The sequence below is a fragment of the Streptomyces sp. NPDC000941 genome, assembly GCF_053599555.1.
The window spans coordinates 13,567-28,582 of the sequence record NZ_JBSFMM010000007.1 but is presented as its reverse complement, the minus strand read 5'-3'; the positions used below and the strand labels follow the sequence as shown (position 1 = coordinate 28,582).

17 protein-coding genes are annotated in these 15,016 nt (G+C 69.8%); 10 read left to right on the top strand and 7 right to left on the bottom strand.

The features are described 5' to 3' along the window. Positions 1-17: 17 nt before the first annotated feature. The 3 genes from ACWDSL_RS04380 to ACWDSL_RS04370 form a co-directional block, all read right to left on the bottom strand. Positions 18-1,034, bottom strand: a complete 1,017-nt coding sequence (locus tag ACWDSL_RS04380; protein WP_450481595.1) for a zinc-dependent alcohol dehydrogenase — start codon at positions 1,032-1,034, stop codon at positions 18-20. 113 nt (positions 1,035-1,147) lie between these two features. Continuing rightward, positions 1,148-1,369 (bottom strand): DUF397 domain-containing protein, encoded by a 222-nt coding sequence (locus ACWDSL_RS04375; RefSeq protein WP_450481593.1) that lies wholly within the window; start codon positions 1,367-1,369, stop codon positions 1,148-1,150. Next, positions 1,366-2,190, bottom strand: a complete 825-nt coding sequence (locus ACWDSL_RS04370; protein ID WP_450481591.1) for a helix-turn-helix domain-containing protein — start codon at positions 2,188-2,190, stop codon at positions 1,366-1,368. The genes ACWDSL_RS04375 and ACWDSL_RS04370 overlap by 4 nt, the downstream gene beginning before the upstream one ends. A gap of 237 nt (positions 2,191-2,427) precedes the next feature. On the opposite strand from ACWDSL_RS04370, the gene ACWDSL_RS04365 reads away from it, so the two are divergent. The 5 genes from ACWDSL_RS04365 to ACWDSL_RS04345 all read left to right on the top strand — a co-directional run bounded on the left by ACWDSL_RS04365 (position 2,428) and on the right by ACWDSL_RS04345 (position 5,298). Next, complete coding sequence (locus ACWDSL_RS04365) at positions 2,428-2,754, top strand: hypothetical protein (protein WP_450481589.1); 327 nt, start codon at positions 2,428-2,430, stop codon at positions 2,752-2,754. Further along, positions 2,755-2,910 carry a hypothetical protein gene (locus ACWDSL_RS04360; protein WP_450481588.1) on the top strand — a complete coding sequence of 52 codons (156 nt, stop codon included), beginning with the start codon at positions 2,755-2,757 and terminating at the stop codon, positions 2,908-2,910. It begins immediately after the preceding gene. Continuing rightward, entirely contained in the window at positions 2,907-3,152 is a 246-nt protein-coding gene (locus ACWDSL_RS04355; RefSeq protein WP_450481586.1) for a hypothetical protein, read from the top strand. The genes ACWDSL_RS04360 and ACWDSL_RS04355 overlap by 4 nt, the downstream gene beginning before the upstream one ends. Positions 3,153-3,238: 86 nt before the next feature. Continuing rightward, the gene (locus ACWDSL_RS04350) at positions 3,239-3,529 is read left to right on the top strand and encodes a hypothetical protein (protein WP_450481584.1); all 291 of its coding nucleotides are present in this window, start codon (positions 3,239-3,241) and stop codon (positions 3,527-3,529) included. A gap of 863 nt (positions 3,530-4,392) precedes the next feature. Further along, on the top strand, positions 4,393-5,298 hold the full coding sequence (locus ACWDSL_RS04345; RefSeq protein WP_450481582.1) for an alpha/beta fold hydrolase: 906 nt from the start codon (positions 4,393-4,395) through the stop codon (positions 5,296-5,298). 4 nt (positions 5,299-5,302) lie between these two features. Here the strand turns inward: ACWDSL_RS04345 and ACWDSL_RS04340 are convergent, their stop codons facing one another. The 4 genes from ACWDSL_RS04340 to ACWDSL_RS04325 form a co-directional block, all read right to left on the bottom strand. Further along, positions 5,303-5,752: a hypothetical protein gene (locus tag ACWDSL_RS04340; RefSeq protein ID WP_450481580.1), complete on the bottom strand. Its 450-nt coding sequence runs from the start codon at positions 5,750-5,752 to the stop codon at positions 5,303-5,305. Further along, entirely contained in the window at positions 5,749-6,252 is a 504-nt protein-coding gene (locus ACWDSL_RS04335) for an RNA polymerase sigma factor (protein ID WP_450481578.1), read from the bottom strand. The genes ACWDSL_RS04340 and ACWDSL_RS04335 overlap by 4 nt, the downstream gene beginning before the upstream one ends. A gap of 131 nt (positions 6,253-6,383) precedes the next feature. Then, positions 6,384-7,904 carry a family 43 glycosylhydrolase gene (locus ACWDSL_RS04330; protein ID WP_450481576.1) on the bottom strand — a complete coding sequence of 507 codons (1,521 nt, stop codon included), beginning with the start codon at positions 7,902-7,904 and terminating at the stop codon, positions 6,384-6,386. A 141-nt stretch (positions 7,905-8,045) separates the two neighbouring features. After that, the gene (locus tag ACWDSL_RS04325) at positions 8,046-9,617 is read right to left on the bottom strand and encodes an MFS transporter (RefSeq protein WP_450481574.1); all 1,572 of its coding nucleotides are present in this window, start codon (positions 9,615-9,617) and stop codon (positions 8,046-8,048) included. 330 nt (positions 9,618-9,947) lie between these two features. Between ACWDSL_RS04325 and ACWDSL_RS04320 the strand changes: the two genes are divergently transcribed. The 5 genes from ACWDSL_RS04320 to ACWDSL_RS04300 all read left to right on the top strand — a co-directional run bounded on the left by ACWDSL_RS04320 (position 9,948) and on the right by ACWDSL_RS04300 (position 14,969). Beyond that, a complete protein-coding gene (locus ACWDSL_RS04320) occupies positions 9,948-10,730 on the top strand; it encodes a LuxR C-terminal-related transcriptional regulator (protein ID WP_450481572.1) in 783 nt (260 codons plus the stop codon). 436 nt (positions 10,731-11,166) lie between these two features. Further along, complete coding sequence (locus ACWDSL_RS04315) at positions 11,167-11,418, top strand: acyl carrier protein (protein ID WP_014179312.1); 252 nt, start codon at positions 11,167-11,169, stop codon at positions 11,416-11,418. A gap of 37 nt (positions 11,419-11,455) precedes the next feature. Continuing rightward, complete coding sequence (locus tag ACWDSL_RS04310; protein WP_450481569.1) at positions 11,456-12,691, top strand: beta-ketoacyl-[acyl-carrier-protein] synthase family protein; 1,236 nt, start codon at positions 11,456-11,458, stop codon at positions 12,689-12,691. After that, complete coding sequence (locus tag ACWDSL_RS04305) at positions 12,688-13,878, top strand: beta-ketoacyl synthase N-terminal-like domain-containing protein (protein WP_450481567.1); 1,191 nt, start codon at positions 12,688-12,690, stop codon at positions 13,876-13,878. The genes ACWDSL_RS04310 and ACWDSL_RS04305 overlap by 4 nt, the downstream gene beginning before the upstream one ends. Further along, complete coding sequence (locus ACWDSL_RS04300) at positions 13,875-14,969, top strand: beta-ketoacyl synthase N-terminal-like domain-containing protein (RefSeq protein ID WP_450481565.1); 1,095 nt, start codon at positions 13,875-13,877, stop codon at positions 14,967-14,969. Before ACWDSL_RS04305 ends, ACWDSL_RS04300 begins: the two co-directional genes overlap by 4 nt. The last annotated feature ends 47 nt before the right edge of the window (positions 14,970-15,016 follow it).

Below are 15,016 nucleotides of genomic sequence, written 5' to 3'. Positions count from 1 at the left end.
AATGCCGCCCGCAGGGGCTACGGCGTCACGACGACCCGGTAGACCGGCGTCTCCGCGGCCTGCTTCAGCGCCTTCTCGACCTCGTCCAGCGCATACCGCGCGGTGACCAGCGTCTCAAGACGACCCGTCAGCGCGCCCCCGCGCAGCAGCTCCGCCGCCGCGCGCCAGTCCTCCGGGTCATGGCTGAAGGAGCCGGTGACCGTCAGCTGGCGGCGGTGCACCTCGTAGCCGGGCAGCTCGGCCGGTGGGCCGTCGGGGGAGCCGCCGAAGAGCACGATGCGGCCGCCGTCGGCGACCGAGGCCAGCGCCACGGCGATGGCCTCCTTGGACGCGATGGTCACGAACACCACATCGGCGCGGGGCAGTTGGCCCAGATCGCCCGGGGCGACGGCCGCGTCCGCGCCGGCCGCGGCGATGGCGGCCAGCCGCTGCTCGTCCAGCTCCACCACGGACACGCTGCGCGCCTGCAGCGCCTTGGTCACGGCGAGATGCAGATGGCCCATATACCCGGCGCCGACCACGGTGACCCGGTCGCCCGCCCGGAAGCCACCGCGGCGCAGCGAGTGGACCACGCAGGCGAGCGGTTCGCCCATGGCCGCGACGGCCGGGTCCGTGTCGCCCACCGACCACACCCGCGAGGCGTCCACCTTGATGTAGTCGGCGAGTCCCGCGCCCATGGTGATCGCGCCGTCCTCGCGCTTATGCCCCTGGAGGGCGACGCAGATGGCGGACTGCCCCGCCCGGCAGCTGCGGCAGGTCCCGCAGCGCGGCAGCCCGTCGATGGTGACGAGGTCGCCGACGGCCGGCATGTCATCCAGCCCGGCGGCCTTGGCGCCCACCCGCTCGACCCACCCGGCGATCTCATGGCCGGCGGCGGCGGGGTAGACGGTCATGCGTCCCGCGTACAGGTTGGCCTCCATGGTGCACACCCCGCACGCGGCGATGCGTACCAGCACCTCCGAGTCGCCCACGTCCGGCACAGGTATCTCGCTGATCTCCACCTGTCCTGGCGCCGTGATGACAGCTGTACGCATGGGAACTGCCTTCCGAATTACGGTCGTTGTGCCCGGAGGCTATGCCTGGGTCACGGACCGAGGCAAGGAAAAGATCACAAGCCGCGTGCGTCGGAAGGGAGTTGTCGGGCGGATCAGGTGGCGGGGAACTCCCCGCACCGTATGGCGGTGACGAACGCGGACCAGCCGTCCGCCGGGAACACCAGAGCCGGACCGTGCGGGTCCTTACTGTCCCGGACGGGAACGACACCGACCGGCGCGAAGCTCCGGGAGAATTCGACGCACTGTCCCCCGTCGGACCCGCTGTACGAGGACTTGGCCCACTCTGCGGCGGTGAGATCGATGTCTGCGCTCATAAGGTGTACTCCTTGTGCAGATCCTTGATCAGGGCAAGTGAATCATCCGGGGGTAGAGCGTGCGCCCGCAACCGTTCATAGTTACGCACAGCAGCCGCGACGGTCGCCTCCTTGTCATATAGCTTGCCCCCTAGCGGCCCGTCTGAGTAAAGGACCGTGGGGTGGGAGTCGAACATGAGCAGCGTGAACGGCAACAGGTGCGCCGCTGCGGCCCCGGCCGCGTAGGTGATCACCTGGATGTCGATGTCAGGGCTGTCAGCCGAGGCAATCAAGTGCTGTAGCTGGGCCGCCATGACGGCGGGTCCGCCTACGACCGTCCGTAGACACGCCTCGTGCAGGACTGTCCACAGCGTGGGTGGATTCGCCCGTGCCATCACCTCGCGGCGCCTTATACGGGCATCGACCTTGCCCTTGATCACATCGGCGCGCGCATGCGGGTACCCGGCGCGAAAGATGGCCTGGGCATAGGCCCCCGTCTGCAAGATGCCCATGATGCTGTGGACCGAGTAGTCCTGGATGCGCGCCGCCTTTTTCTCCTGTTCGAGGTAGGGGACGAACCAACTCGGGTGGTCCCCCTCGTCGATCCTCTTCAACAAGCCCACGAAGAGGCCATTCGTCCCGAAGGCCAGGTCGCACCCCCTGGCGAACTTCATGCTGGGCATCTGCTTCCCGGCTTCCACCAGGCTGACGTACCCATCGGAGTAGCCCGTGGCCTTGCCCAGCTGTTTCTGCGTGAGCTTGCGCCCGAGACGTACGCGCTTCACGTCCGCTCCGAAACGCTGGAGGGGATTCAAGATCCCTGGGGTGGTCGTCTCGTCCAACGCTGTGACCTCCTACTTCGGTTACCTGACGCAGCGTCGCAGAGGAGGGCAAGTCTGAATTTGCCCGCTTAAGTCTGCCCAGCCTACTGGAGGTTGTGCTCTCCTGGTGACCAATCGACTACAACCGGTACGCAGCCGGGCGGTCGGACGTCACACCACGGACCACACACAAGACCCCCGCAACCGCATGCACCGCGGCCCGGGGGCGTGACCCACAACCACTTGGAGGTTGCGAGCATGGCAAACGCTATCGCGTGGATCTTGAAAACGCTGCTACGGCTGCTGTTGCCGCCGTCGGGCCGCCACCGCGCCGCGCCGCACCAGCACACGCCGCCGATGCCGCGTCCGTCACACGTGCCCGAGGCGCCCGCCTCAGCCACCCTCTCCGGGGCGCCGTGCGACGCCGGTCCCGCCATGATCCGGCCGTACCTCGTCGCGCACGAGCAACACGAGGCGCGCGCTGCGCGCCGACTGCGGCGGCAGCGTCGGCGGACGCTGTGGCTGGCCGTGCACGGCATCGACATCGGCCCGCGCGTCATCCATGGCGTCAGGGTGGTGGCGTAGATGACCACTCCGGCAATGCCCCCGCCGCCGCAGGGGCAGGACGACGGACCGCAGGGGCAGAGCGGTGAAGATCGCCCGACCCTTGAAGAACTGTGGCAGCAGTCCGCCGCCCTGAGCGAGCAGATTGCCCAGCACCTGGGGCGGGGGCCGAAGTGACAAGGAGAACCGGCACCCCGCCCAGCCTCGCGATCGGCATGGTGGTCTACGACCGCCACTACGACATGCCCGGGACGATCACCGACTTCGTCGGGCCGTTCGTCTGCCTCACCCGTCCCACCGGCCTCACCTGGCGCTCCCCCCAGGCATCCGTACGCCCCGCCACCGCGTACGAGCGGCGGCAGCTACGCGCCATCGCCCGGCTGCACGCCCAGCGCCAACGTGGCATCGCCTCCGCATAGAACCTGCCCCTGCCGGGTGACACCCTGGCAGGGGCGCCGCGCCCACAGAACTCACCGAACACTTCGCCAGAGCGGACGATCAACCCATGCCACATGGACCCTGGCACGCCGAATGGACGTTCATCAGCAAAAACGGCGTCACTACAGGGACCGCCCGCACGCCACGGTACGTCGACATCCGTACAGCCATATTCAAAGCCGCCGACGAGTCGCTGCGAGATCTGGCCCACGAAGAAGCCGTCGAGCGAGACGAGCCTTGGAGACTCCTGGTCAGGGCCCTGTACTCCGAAGCGATGCTCACGGCGGACGAACTCGGCATATGGCAGTACGTAAGCCCGGACGGCTGGGCGAACGTAACCGTCCGATTCGCGCCGTAGCCGCCGCTGTCGCCCTCGGACCGGTGCCGGGCGCCTGAACTAGCCGTCGGGGAGGCTGGTCCGTTGTTCTGGTTCCTCGGTCCGGCGGGTGGCTGAGCTTAAGGCTGGCTCCGCTGCGCTCCGCCGCGACTGCTGCCGCGTGGTGGCCGGGCGAGGGGATTAGCGGTGCGCTCGGCTGGGGTGCGGGAGTGCGACGTACGGGCCGGCGCTGTTGGGCGGCATGCTCCGGTTGCCGCGTGCGGGCATCGTCTCGCGCCTTCGGCGCACAGCGGCCGGCAGCGGGAAGGGGAGGGGGCACCGGGGGCATCGTCGCCGTCCAGTCCAAGGGGTCGTCGCCTGCTGACGGGTGGCGGAACGGTGGTTGGGTGTCCGAAGCGGTGGAGGCCGGTCCGGTTGGGGCCTCCACCCACCTGCTCTTAAAAAGATGCTTGATCTGCATCAAGTACTGCATCAACTGTTTTCCTTAGTGGGGGTGGGGGTGGGGGAGCGGCGATCCCGTCCCCCGGTCCAGCGCACCGCTGGGCTGATAGGTCGGCCACCGCGCGGCAGCAGCTGCGGCGGAGCGCAGCGGAGCCTCTTTGAGCTCAGCCACCCGCCGGGCCGAGGAACCGCGACACCGGGCCAGCCGCCCCCCTTCCCCCTTCTCGCTGGCGCTTTGGACCCGAAGGGCCCGAGACGAACCCGCACCCGCACGAGCCGAATGCCGCGAGACGGCGCATCGGCGCAGGCACTGCGGGGAGGGCGATGCACGCATGCCGTAGCCGCCTGGTCAGAAGGCGCGGGGAACGTTTTGGCCCGGTCCTGCCTCCTGGTATGCCGAAGCGGGCCCCCAGGAGACCCGCCGAAGGCGAGAGGTGTTTCCCATGACATCGAGCACAACCTCGGTCACGGCCGCCGTCTACAGACCGCTCCCGAATGCCGAAGGGGCCGAGCACAGCTGGGTGGAGGTGCGCGGCGTCCGGTTGCATGTCGCCGAGTACGGGGCCGGGGCGCCGGTCCTGCTGCTGCACGGCTTCCCGCAGCACTGGTTCGCCTGGCACCGGGTCGCCGTCCTGTCGGCCGCTGGACGGCGGCTGATCTGCCCGGATCTGCGGGGCTTCGGTTGGTCGGAGCAGACTCGGCGCGGCTACGACTTCGACAGCTTGGCCGATGACATGCTCGCGCTGCTGGACGCGCTTGGGCTTGATCGCGTGGGCCTGGTCGGGCACGACTGGGGCGCCCATGTCGGCTTCCGGCTGTGCCTGCGGGCACCGGAGCGGTTCACTGGTTATCTGGCGCTCAACATGGCGCACCCGTGGGCCCGGCAGCGGGCCATCCTGCCGAACGTGTGGCGGCAGTGGTACACCGCCTTCATCGAGTATCCGGTGATCGGCCGGGCCGTGCTGCGCCGCTGGCCGGCGTTCAGTCGCTTTCTGCTGCGTCACCAGGTCGCCGACAAGTCGGTCTGGCAAGCCGATGAGCTCGCGGAGTTCAGCGCTGCGGCGCAGGCCGGCGCGCATGCCGGGCAGGCCATGTTCTGGCAGTACGTGGTCCGGGAGATCCCGGCGCTGCTGCGCGGCACGTGGCGCGGGCAGCGGCTGACCGTCCCGACCGTGCTGCTGGGCGGTGAGCGGGACAACGTGATACGGCCGTCCATGCTGGCCGGGGGCGAGAGCCACGCGGACGACCTCACCGTACGGATCGTGCCGGGCGTCGGCCACTTTCTGCCGCGGGAGAGTCCCCATGTGGTCGCCGGGGCACTGCGGGAGCTGTTCGTGACGGGTCGTTGAACGGCTAGGTGCGCAAGGCCGCCCGCAGTGCGACCTTCCGGATGAAGGCCCGGCTGCGGCGGGCCCCGAGAGCGTACGCCCACTGAACCGGCCGCAGGGTGGCGGGGCGCGCCGCGCCGAGCATGGCGAAGCGCGTGCCGTCGCCCTCCGGTACGGCGGCCATACCCCCCACCACGAGTCGCGACTGCATCAGGCACCAGCCGGGAGCCAGCCGCACGTCGAAGGCGCTGCGGCAGCCCAGGGGGCCCACCGCCAGGGCACGCTTGCGATCGGCGTCGCCGGGCGGGACTTGGAACTCGCGCAACAGAGGTACGAGGTGTGGCAGCTCGCCCCCCAGATCCGAGGCGACCGCCCATACCTTGTCGTACGGCAGCTCCAGGCGCTCCTCCGCGTACAACGTGGTGTGCAGACCCGTGGCCATCAGCCGCAGCCGGGTCACGGCATCAACGCTCATTGCTGCCACGCCTTCCGGAATGCCGAACGGGCGCGGTGGAGCCTCGACTTGACCGTGCCCGGCGCGATACCCAGGATCTTGGCCGCACTTCGTTCATCAAGCTCCTCAAGCTCGCGCAGGACGAGCACGGCGCGATGATGCACGGGCATCCGCGCGAGTACGTCCCGTACCTGTGCCGACAGCTCGCCGTCACCGACGCCGACGAGACCGTGCAGGCGGGCGACTTCGTCGGGATCGACGGCCCGCTCGACGGCGGTGCGCCGCGCCACCCGCACCGCCTCGCGCACGGTGACGGTGCGTACCCATCCGTAGAACGCCTGTGGATCGCGCAGCCCCCGCACCCCGACGAAGACCGCGGTCAGCGCCTCCTGAACGGCGTCCTCGCAATGCGACAGGGCGATCGGCCGGCACAGCCGGGTCACATACGGCGTCACCACGGTCAACACCTCGTCCATCGCCAGCACGTCGCCTGCCTGCGCCGCCCGCACCAGCGCGGCCACGGCATCCCACGGCGGCTGAGGTTCTCCTGCTGAGCCGTCCATCCCCGCGGACACTACTGCCTCGAGGCTGAGCGCATGACGTGGGGTGGCCGTGGTCAGGCTGTGCCGAACGATCCGGACGCGGCCCCGCGTCAGGCGGTCGTGGGAACGAGCCGCCACTGCTGGCAGTTGTTGTTGAGCCAGCTCCACTGGCGTACGTCGGCGCCGTCCGCCGTACCGCAGTCGGCCACGTCGGCGACCTTGCCGCTGTTGGCGTTGGTGATCCGGACGTGGTCACCGCCGGTGTAGATCAGCCGGGACTTCTGGCAGTTGTTGTTCAGCCAGGACCACTGGCGGATATCGGCGCCGTCGGCGGTGGAGCAGTCGGCGGTGTCCATGACCTTGCCGGTGGCCACGTTCACCAGGCGGCTGGTGTCATCGCCCATGTCCTCGATCCGCCACTTCTGGTTGGCGCCGCCGCTGCACGTCCACTGGAAGATGTTGGCGCCGTCGGCGGTGTTGCCGCCCGATACATCGAGGCATTTGCCGCTGTTGCGGTTGACCAGCGTGTACGCGGTGGGGGTGGTGGCCGTTTCGCCGGACGGGCCGGGGAGCGAGGTGCCGAGGGCTACGGGGGTGCCGAAGTTCGGCGTGCCGTCGGCGTTCCAGGTGAACTTCTGCGCCCGGGTCGTACGGCCGTTGCCGCAGCCGCCGTTGGCCGAGTTGTTGCCGTGGTAGACGATCCAGTTCTCGGTGCCGTCGGGGGAGGTGAAGAACCCGTTGTGGCCGGGGCCGTAGACACCGGCGGCGTCGTTGCGCTGGAAGACCGGCGTCTGCTTCTTGGTCCAGGCGGCGGGGTTCAGCGGATCGCTGCCGGTGAGCTCCAGCTGGCCGAGCTTGTAGTCGGGGGTCTGGCAGGAGCTGGCGGAGAAGGTCAGGAAGGTGCGGCCGTTGCGGTACAGCGGCTCGGGGCCTTCGTTGACCGGGTTGCCGGAGGTCTCCCAGCTCAGGGTGGGGCTGGAGATGATGGTGAAGGTGGAGCTGGCGAGCGTGTACGGATTGCTCAGCGGCGCGATGACCAGGCTCTGTGTGCTGCCGTTGATGAAGCCGCTGCCCACCAGGTACAGCTTGCCGCCGTGCCGGAGCACGCTGGCGTCGATGAGCCAGCCGTCGGGGCCGAGGTTGGCTCCGGCGAGCTTGTTCTTGTAGGTGTAGGGGCCCATCGGGTCGGAGCCCGCGCTCTCCAGGACATGGGTGCGCTGGGAGTCGCAGCAGGCGGTGCCGCGGTTGCCGGCCGAGTAGTACAGGTACCACTTGCCGTCGAAGAAGTGGAGCTCGGGCGCCCAGAAGTTGGAGTTGCGGCCCGAGGTGGCATCGGACCACACCTGGACGCTCGGCGCGGTGGAAAGACCGGCCAGCGTGGCCGACTTGCGCATGGTGAGCTCACCGGTGAAGGAGGTCGTCACCAGGTAGTAGTTGCCGTTGTAGTACTCCAGCCAGGGGTCGGCGCCCTTCTGCGCCTTGACCGGGTTGGTGTACGGCCTGCCGTCGGCCGCGGCGGCGGGCTGCGCGGACTGGACGGTGGCGGTGACGAATGAGGCGAGCAGGGCCAGTACCGCTGCCCCGAGGGTCAGCCAGTGGCGGACGCGGGTGCGGACGCGGGTGCGGAACACGACAAGTCCCTTCCGGCGGCGACACGTTCGAGATTACGAACGTTGTACGTAACTTCGGCCAGAAGGTAGAGGCGAGGCCGGAAGGGCGTCAATGGATCGGACGTATCACATGCCCTCAGCCGTGGTCGGCGGCGCGTGCGCTCAGCCGTTTTCGGCGGCGCGCTTGGGAAAGGGGGGTCGGCGGAACGTCCACCAGATGATCGCGGCGCCGAACGCGGCCGCGGCGGCGCCGACGACGGACGCGACATGCATGGCGTGGACGAAACCCTGGTCCGCGAAGTCGGACAGCCGGGGCAGGGACAGCCGCTGGGCGAGCAGCCGGGTGGCCTCCGGCGACTCCCCGGCGGCGTCGGCCTGCTCCGCGGACAGGCCGTCCAGCTTCGGGGTGATCTCGTTCCGGTACACCCCGGCCAGGACGGAGCCGAGGACCGCGACCCCCAGGACGCCGCCGATCTGCCGCATCGAGTTGTTGACGGCCGAGCCCGCACCGGTCCGGTCGGTGGGCAGGACGGACATGATGGCCTCGGTGGTGGGGGCGACCGCGGCGCCCATGCCCAGGCCCTGGAGGACCAGGAAGACCCAGAACAGCCCCAGGCCGCTGTTCTCGTCGAGGAAGACATAGCCGAAGAAGCCCACCGTGGCGATCAGCATGGCGCTGGTCACCACGGCGCGGACGCCGTACAGCCGGACCAGCCGGGCCGACAGCGGGGCGCCCAGCAGCACGCCGAGGGCCACCGGGGCGATGGACAGGCCGCACTCCAGCGGCGTCTGGCCGTGGACGCCCTGGAGATAGAAGCTGGTGTAGTACATCGAGCCGTTCACCCCGAAGAAGGTGAGCATCACCGCGACGCTCGCGCCGGTGAACCGCACGTTGCGGAACAGCCGGACGTCGAATCCGGGACTCGACACGCGTAGTTCGATCAGAACGAAGACGGCGACCAGGACCGCGCCGCCGGCCAGCGAGCCGAGGACGGCCGGGCCGGTCCAGTCGTTGCGATGGCCGCCCTCGATGACGCCCCAGACGACGGCGAACAGCCCGGCGGTGGAGAACAGCACACCGAGCGGGTCGAATTTCTTGCGGACCTTGGCGACCGCTCCGGGCAGATAGGCGAACGAGCCCACCGCGCACAGCACCACGATCGGCACATTGACCAGGAAGATCGCGCCCCACCAGAAGTGGTCCAGGATCGCGCCGCTGATCATCGGGCCGGTGGCGATGGCGATACCGCTGGAGCCGGACCAGATGGCGATGGCCATGGCGCGGTGGCGCTCGTCGAAGACCTGGGCGATCAGCGCGAGCGTCGCGGGCATGATCAGGGCGCTGCCCAGGCCCATCACCCCGCGGGCGACAATGAGTTCATCGGCCGAGCCGGAGTAGGCGGCCCAGACGGAGGCGGCGCCGAAGACGAGCATGCCGATGAGCAGCAGCCGGCGGTGGCCGTACCGGTCGGCGAGCACCCCGCCGGTGAACAGCAGCACCGCGAAGACCAGCGTGTACGAACTGATGCTCCACTGGAGCTGGTTCGGGCTGGCGCCGAGACCTTCGTCCGGGTCGGCCAGGGTCTTCAGCGCGACATTGAGCACGGTGTTGTCGAGCCATACCGCCAGTTGGGACAGGACAAGCACCGACAGAGCGAGCCATTGGCGGCCGGTCGGCGACCGAGGCGGGTCGGCCGGCGCGGCGGCGGTGGTCGCGGTGTTCTGTGCAGCCATGTGTGCGGCGCCTTTCGGGACCCGGGGATGGATGGGTCCGCCGTCGTACGGCAAGGGACTCGTGCTGGCTTGAAGCGAAGTTATCAATGGGGACCGGGGGCCGCAGCCTCTTGGGCACAAGGACAAGGCTTATCTCGGCCTGAGTGAAGCCTGAGAACCGGTATATTCCCGCCGATGATAGGGCTCGTATACCCCGCTGGGTATGCCTTGCGATCGGGTGCGCACCCTCGTTACTGTGCCAAAAAAGGAACCGGGGGGTGTCCTTTGAGCCAATTTCGAATTCAACAAGACGACGGTACGTCCATTGCTGGAATTGAGGGGGAAGTGGGCGTGAGGGGGGCGATTCGGGCGGAGCCGGAAACAGGGGCCGACCACCTCGAGCAGACCCTCGGGCAGGCCCTGCACCTGCTCGAGTCCGCGGTGCGCCACCACCGGCGTGCCACCCTCGCCTGTGTGACGGCCGACCTGCCCGTGGAGGGCGAGGCCGTGGCCGGATGGGTGGCCCGGCTGGTGCTGCGGGCCGAAGAGGACGTGATCTGGTCGCTGCCGGAGGTCGCCTCCGACGAGCACGCCAAGCTGACCGCCCAGACGTTCGCGCAGCTTCTGGACAAGGGCGTCCGGGTCAGGCTGCTGTGTCCGCAGGCGGTCATCCGGGGCGCGCGCTGGCAGCGGACCGTGGGTGAGCTGGGGCCCCGCGTGGAGGTGCGGGTGTCAAGCGCCGTACGCCAGGAGCTGGTCGTGGTGGACGGCGCCGCGGTCATCGCCCCCGACGCGGCGCCGGGGGAGCCGGGCGGGTCCCGGGCCTCGATGATCCAGAACTCGACCGTGGCCGACATGCTGTACGGGCTGCTCTGCGGGATGTGGGACGCGGCCCAGCGCCCGACCCGGCCGCTGTCCTTCGAGGGCGGGGCGCGGGGCAGGGTGCTGCGCGAGGTGCTGACTCTGATGGCGGAGGGCTACAAGGACGACGCGGCGGCCCGGAAGCTCGGGCTTTCGGTGCGTACGTACCGGCGCTATGTGGCCGACATCATGCGGGACCTGAAGGTCGAGTCGCGTTTCCAGGCCGGAGTGCGGGCGGTGCGCGCGGGGCTCATGGAGCCATACCCCGAGTGACCCGACTGACTCGCGCAACAGTCCGCCCCCCGTAGGGCGATATGGCTCGATCTCATGGGTTCCAGGGTCTTTAGTAGTCCCCCTAGAGATACGCCGCGGCCGCGCGCGCCGCGGCCGTCCGGCGTGGCCTGAAGCTGCCTCGAACTGCCCGAAGCCGCCTGGTGGCGCCTCGGGCGGGCCACCCGCGCGGCTTTGCGGGCGATACGGTCCTGTCCGTACCCCTTTTGCTGGCAACTTGCTGCAGCTTTACTGCGTACAACACCTGTGAACGGCCTATGGGCGGCAGGTTTATGACAGCCGAGGTTACCAATCGGTCACCTCGGGCGAGGGGTATGACAGCTAGTGGACTCCGGGGTTGTCGCGATCTGGAACCGGCGCTTAGCGTCATGGGCACGTTCCTCGCTTTGCCCATGCCCAAAAATGGAGGTGCGCGGTAATGGCCGCCATCGTCGAAGAGCGCCAGGAAACAATCAAGGAAATCGTCACGGATATCCTTGAGATAGATCCGGATGAGGTCACCGAGACCAGCCTCTTCAAGGAAGAACACGACGCGGATTCGCTGCGGGCCATAGAGATTCTGGCGGCCCTGGAAAAGGAGTTCAACGTCGTCATCCCGCAGGCGCAGCTCAGCCGCATGACCAACCTCGAGGGTGTCTACGAGGTCGTCTCCGAAGCGGCCGGCTGGTAACGGACACCGTGGCGGACTCAAGCGAAGGCAGGGCGATATGCAGGGTGAGCCGGCCCGCAGGGTCGTGATAACGGGTCTCGGAACGGTGTCCGGCATCGGTGTCGGCACCGCCGAGTTCCTTGCCGGACTGCGGTCCGGGAAGAGCGCCGCGAAGCCGATCACCGCTTTCGACACCGAGGGGTTCGACCACGCCACGGCGTGCGAGATCACCGACTTCGACCCCGGCGAGTGGATCCGGCACCTCGATGTCCGGACCCTCGGCCGGGCCAGCCAGTTCTCCGTATCGGCCGCCCGCATGGCGGTGGCCGACGCCGGACTGACCGAGCACGATCTGCGGGACGTCCCGACACTGATCTCCGTCGGCACCACCGACGGCGAGTCCAGGGACCTGGATCACCTGGTCGAGGTGGAGGTCGACCAGGGGCCCGAGCAGATGGATGCCGTCGTCGCCCGCCGGGTGCCCGCCGGGCGGCTCTCCGCCGCGATAGCCCAGGAGTTCGGCCTCACCCGGGTGGAGGCCGTCACCCTCCCCACCGCCTGCGCGGCGGGGAACTACGCGATCGGCTACGGCTTCGACGCCATACGTGGCGGAGACGTGGACTTCGCGCTGTGCGGCGGTGCCGACGCCCTCTGCCGCAAGACGTTCACCGGCTTCTACCGGCTTGGCACCATCGCCCCCGAGCGCTGTCAGCCATTCGACAAGGACCGCAAGGGAATCCTCACCGGCGAGGGCGCGGGCATATTGCTGCTGGAGAGCCTGGAATCGGCGCTCGCCCGAAGGGCCCATATCTACGCGGAAGTCCTTGGATACGGCCTCAACTGCGATGCGCACCACCCCGTCGCACCCCACCAGGACAGCGTGGCCCGCTGTATGCGGATCGCCCTGGAGAATGCCGAAGTCAAGCCGGAGGAAGTCGACTTCATCTCCGCGCACGGCACCGGAACCAAGGCCAACGATGTCACCGAGGCGCGCGCCATCCGCCAGGTCTTCGGGGAGGACGACCCGCCCCGCACCGTATCCGTCAAGTCGATGATCGGCCACACCATGGGGGCCGCCAGCGCGCTGGCCGCCATCGCCTGCTCCCTCGCCCTCACCGAGGGCTTCATCCCGCCGACCATCAACCACGCGGAGACCGACCCCGAGTGCGCGCTCGACGTCGTGCCCAACCGGGCCATCGACGCCGATGTGAAGATCGTGCAGAACAACGGCCTGGCCTTCGGCGGCAACAACGCCGTCGTGATCTTCGGCAAGCGCGACACGGACTGGTCATGAGTCAGCTGGTGACCGGCGCGGGCGCCGTGGCGAGCGTGGGCGAAGGCGTCGACGAGGTCTTCGCGGCGCTGTGCGCGGGCACCAGCGGACGATGTGAACTGCGCGGCTTCGACCCGGACAGATACCGGGCGCGCCACGCGTACGAGATCGACGACCGCCCCGCCACGGGCGGCGACATACCCGGCCGCGCCACCGCGTGGCTGCTGCGCGCCGTTGCCGAGGCCGCCGCCCAGGCCGGCCTCGGCGACGATCTGAGCCGGGTGCCGGTCCTGGTCGGCACCGGCCTGCGGGAGCTGCGCTCCGCCGAGCTGGCGTGGCGCGACGGCACCCCCTTCGACCCCGACCGGCTGCACTTCGGCCCCGCGCTGCGCGCCCGCTTCGGCGCGGAGCGCAGCTACACCTTCTCGGGCGCCTGCTCGGCCTCCCTGTACGCGCTCGCCCTGGCCGCCGATCTGCTGGCCACCGGCGCCGAGGACACCGTGGTCGTGGCCGGGGTCGACACCCTCACCGAGAGCATGTTCGGGCTCCTGGACCGGGTCCACGCCGAGCCGCCCGAGCGCGTCCAGCCCTTCGACCGGGCGCGCCGCGGGGTGCTGATGGGCGACGGCGCGGCGGCGGTGGTGCTGCGGCGGGACGAGCCGCAGAGCGAGCAGACGCGGGAGGGAGCGGCCGCCGGTGTGCTTTTGGGGCGGTTGCGCGCCGTCAGCATGAACTGTGACGCGCGTCATGTCACCGCCCCCGACCCCAGGGGGATCGCCGAGGCGGTGCACGAGGCGCAGTGGCGGGCAGGCGTCAAACCGTGCGACATCGACCTGGTCCTGCTGCACGGTACCGGCACCCTGCTCAACGACGAGGCGGAGGCGACGGCCATCGCCGAGGTCTTCGGCCACGACGTGGGGTCGCCCCTGATGACCGCCATCAAGTCCATGACCGGCCACACCTCCGGCAGCTCGGGGCTGCTGAGCCTGATCGTCGCGCTCAAGTCGCTCTCCACGGGCCAGGTGCCGCCGACCCTCGGCCTGACCGACCCGGTCGCGGAGGCGGCGGACTTCCGCTTCGTACGGGAGCGGATCGAGGGCGCCGAGCTCAACGTCGCGCAGATAGACGCCTTCGGGTTCGGCGGCGTCAACGCGGTGGCCATCGTGGAGCGGGTGGGTGCGAGTGCGGGCGGGAGGGCTGGGTCATGACACTCAAGGCCCCTCAGAATTTCAAGGCCCCTTTAGTTTCCCCAAAAATTGTTGTCACCGGTGTCGGGCTGGCCCTGCCCGGCGCCGACACTCCCCGGGAACTGCTGCGCGCCGCTGGTGAGTCTGGTGTGGACCGGCCGTACGAGCCCTTCGATACGGGCGCCCGTATCGGCCGCCGCGGCCACCGCTACAAGGACCGCGCGACCCAACTGGCCCTGTGCGCGGCGCAAGACGCGCTGCGGGACGCCGCCCTGATCCCCGGAGACAGCGAGGAGCTGACCGTGCCGGGCGGGACGGTGGGCGTCGTCGCGAGCTCCAACCTGGGCAACCTGGACACCGCGTGCCTCACGGCCGCCGCCATCGCCGAGGACTCGGTCGCCGGCCTCAGCCCCATGGGCCTGCCGAACGCCTCCAGCAACGTGGTCGCCTCCTGGGCGGCCATCCGCTTCGGCCTGCGCGGCCCCAACCTGATGCTGTGCAACGGCGCCACCTCCGGCCTGGACGCCGTCCACTGGGCCGCCACGATGGTGGCCGCCGGGCGGGTGCGCCGCGCGCTGGTGATCGGCGTCGAGACGCACAACGCGGTGGTGGAGGGGCTGTTGAGCAGTGCTTCCAGGGACTCCGCCGACGACCTGCTGCTCGACGGGGCGGGCGCCCTCGTCGTCGAGGGCGCCGCCTGGGCGCGCGAACGGGGCGTCGAGCCCGTGGCCGTCCTGGGCCGCTACGCCCGCCGGACCGAACTCGGCGCGTCCGTGCGGGCGTTGCTGCCCGAGGACGCCGCGCCCGGGGTCTGGTTCACCCCCGAGGGCTACGGCACGCCCCGCGACGCGGGCGCCACTGCCGCCCCCGTCCCCGACGGCGTCCCGCGACACGACCTCACCGCCGCCTTCGGCCGCGCCTCCGGCGCGCTGGGCGTGCTGCAGTGCGCCGCCGCGGTCGGCTGGCTCGGCACGGCCGAGGGCCGGGCCGACGCCGGGGACGCGCTGATCACCAGCGGCGACGACACCACGGACGCCGTGGCCGCACTGCTGCTCAGCCCTCCCGGCCGGCTCGCCGCCGCCCCCCGCCGGCCGGGCGGAGCCGCCGCGTGAACACCGCATACGTCCCGGGGAGATTCGTCGAGGTACGCCTGGTCCGC

Bases quoted from the DNA above. Each gene is read 5' to 3' on its own strand.
- ACWDSL_RS04380 (WP_450481595.1), bottom strand. From the start codon at position 1,034: ATGCGTACAGCTGTCATCACGGCGCCAGGACAGGTGGAGATCAGCGAG.
- ACWDSL_RS04375 (WP_450481593.1), bottom strand. From the start codon at position 1,369: ATGAGCGCAGACATCGATCTCACCGCCGCAGAGTGGGCCAAGTCCTCG.
- ACWDSL_RS04365 (WP_450481589.1), top strand. From the start codon at position 2,428: ATGGCAAACGCTATCGCGTGGATCTTGAAAACGCTGCTACGGCTGCTG.
- ACWDSL_RS04360 (WP_450481588.1), top strand. From the start codon at position 2,755: ATGACCACTCCGGCAATGCCCCCGCCGCCGCAGGGGCAGGACGACGGA.
- ACWDSL_RS04350 (WP_450481584.1), top strand. From the start codon at position 3,239: ATGCCACATGGACCCTGGCACGCCGAATGGACGTTCATCAGCAAAAAC.
- ACWDSL_RS04345 (WP_450481582.1), top strand. From the start codon at position 4,393: ATGACATCGAGCACAACCTCGGTCACGGCCGCCGTCTACAGACCGCTC.
- ACWDSL_RS04340 (WP_450481580.1), bottom strand. From the start codon at position 5,752: ATGAGCGTTGATGCCGTGACCCGGCTGCGGCTGATGGCCACGGGTCTG.
- ACWDSL_RS04325 (WP_450481574.1), bottom strand. From the start codon at position 9,617: ATGGCTGCACAGAACACCGCGACCACCGCCGCCGCGCCGGCCGACCCG.
- ACWDSL_RS04315 (WP_014179312.1), top strand. From the start codon at position 11,167: ATGGCCGCCATCGTCGAAGAGCGCCAGGAAACAATCAAGGAAATCGTC.
- ACWDSL_RS04310 (WP_450481569.1), top strand. From the start codon at position 11,456: ATGCAGGGTGAGCCGGCCCGCAGGGTCGTGATAACGGGTCTCGGAACG.
- ACWDSL_RS04305 (WP_450481567.1), top strand. From the start codon at position 12,688: ATGAGTCAGCTGGTGACCGGCGCGGGCGCCGTGGCGAGCGTGGGCGAA.
- ACWDSL_RS04300 (WP_450481565.1), top strand. From the start codon at position 13,875: ATGACACTCAAGGCCCCTCAGAATTTCAAGGCCCCTTTAGTTTCCCCA.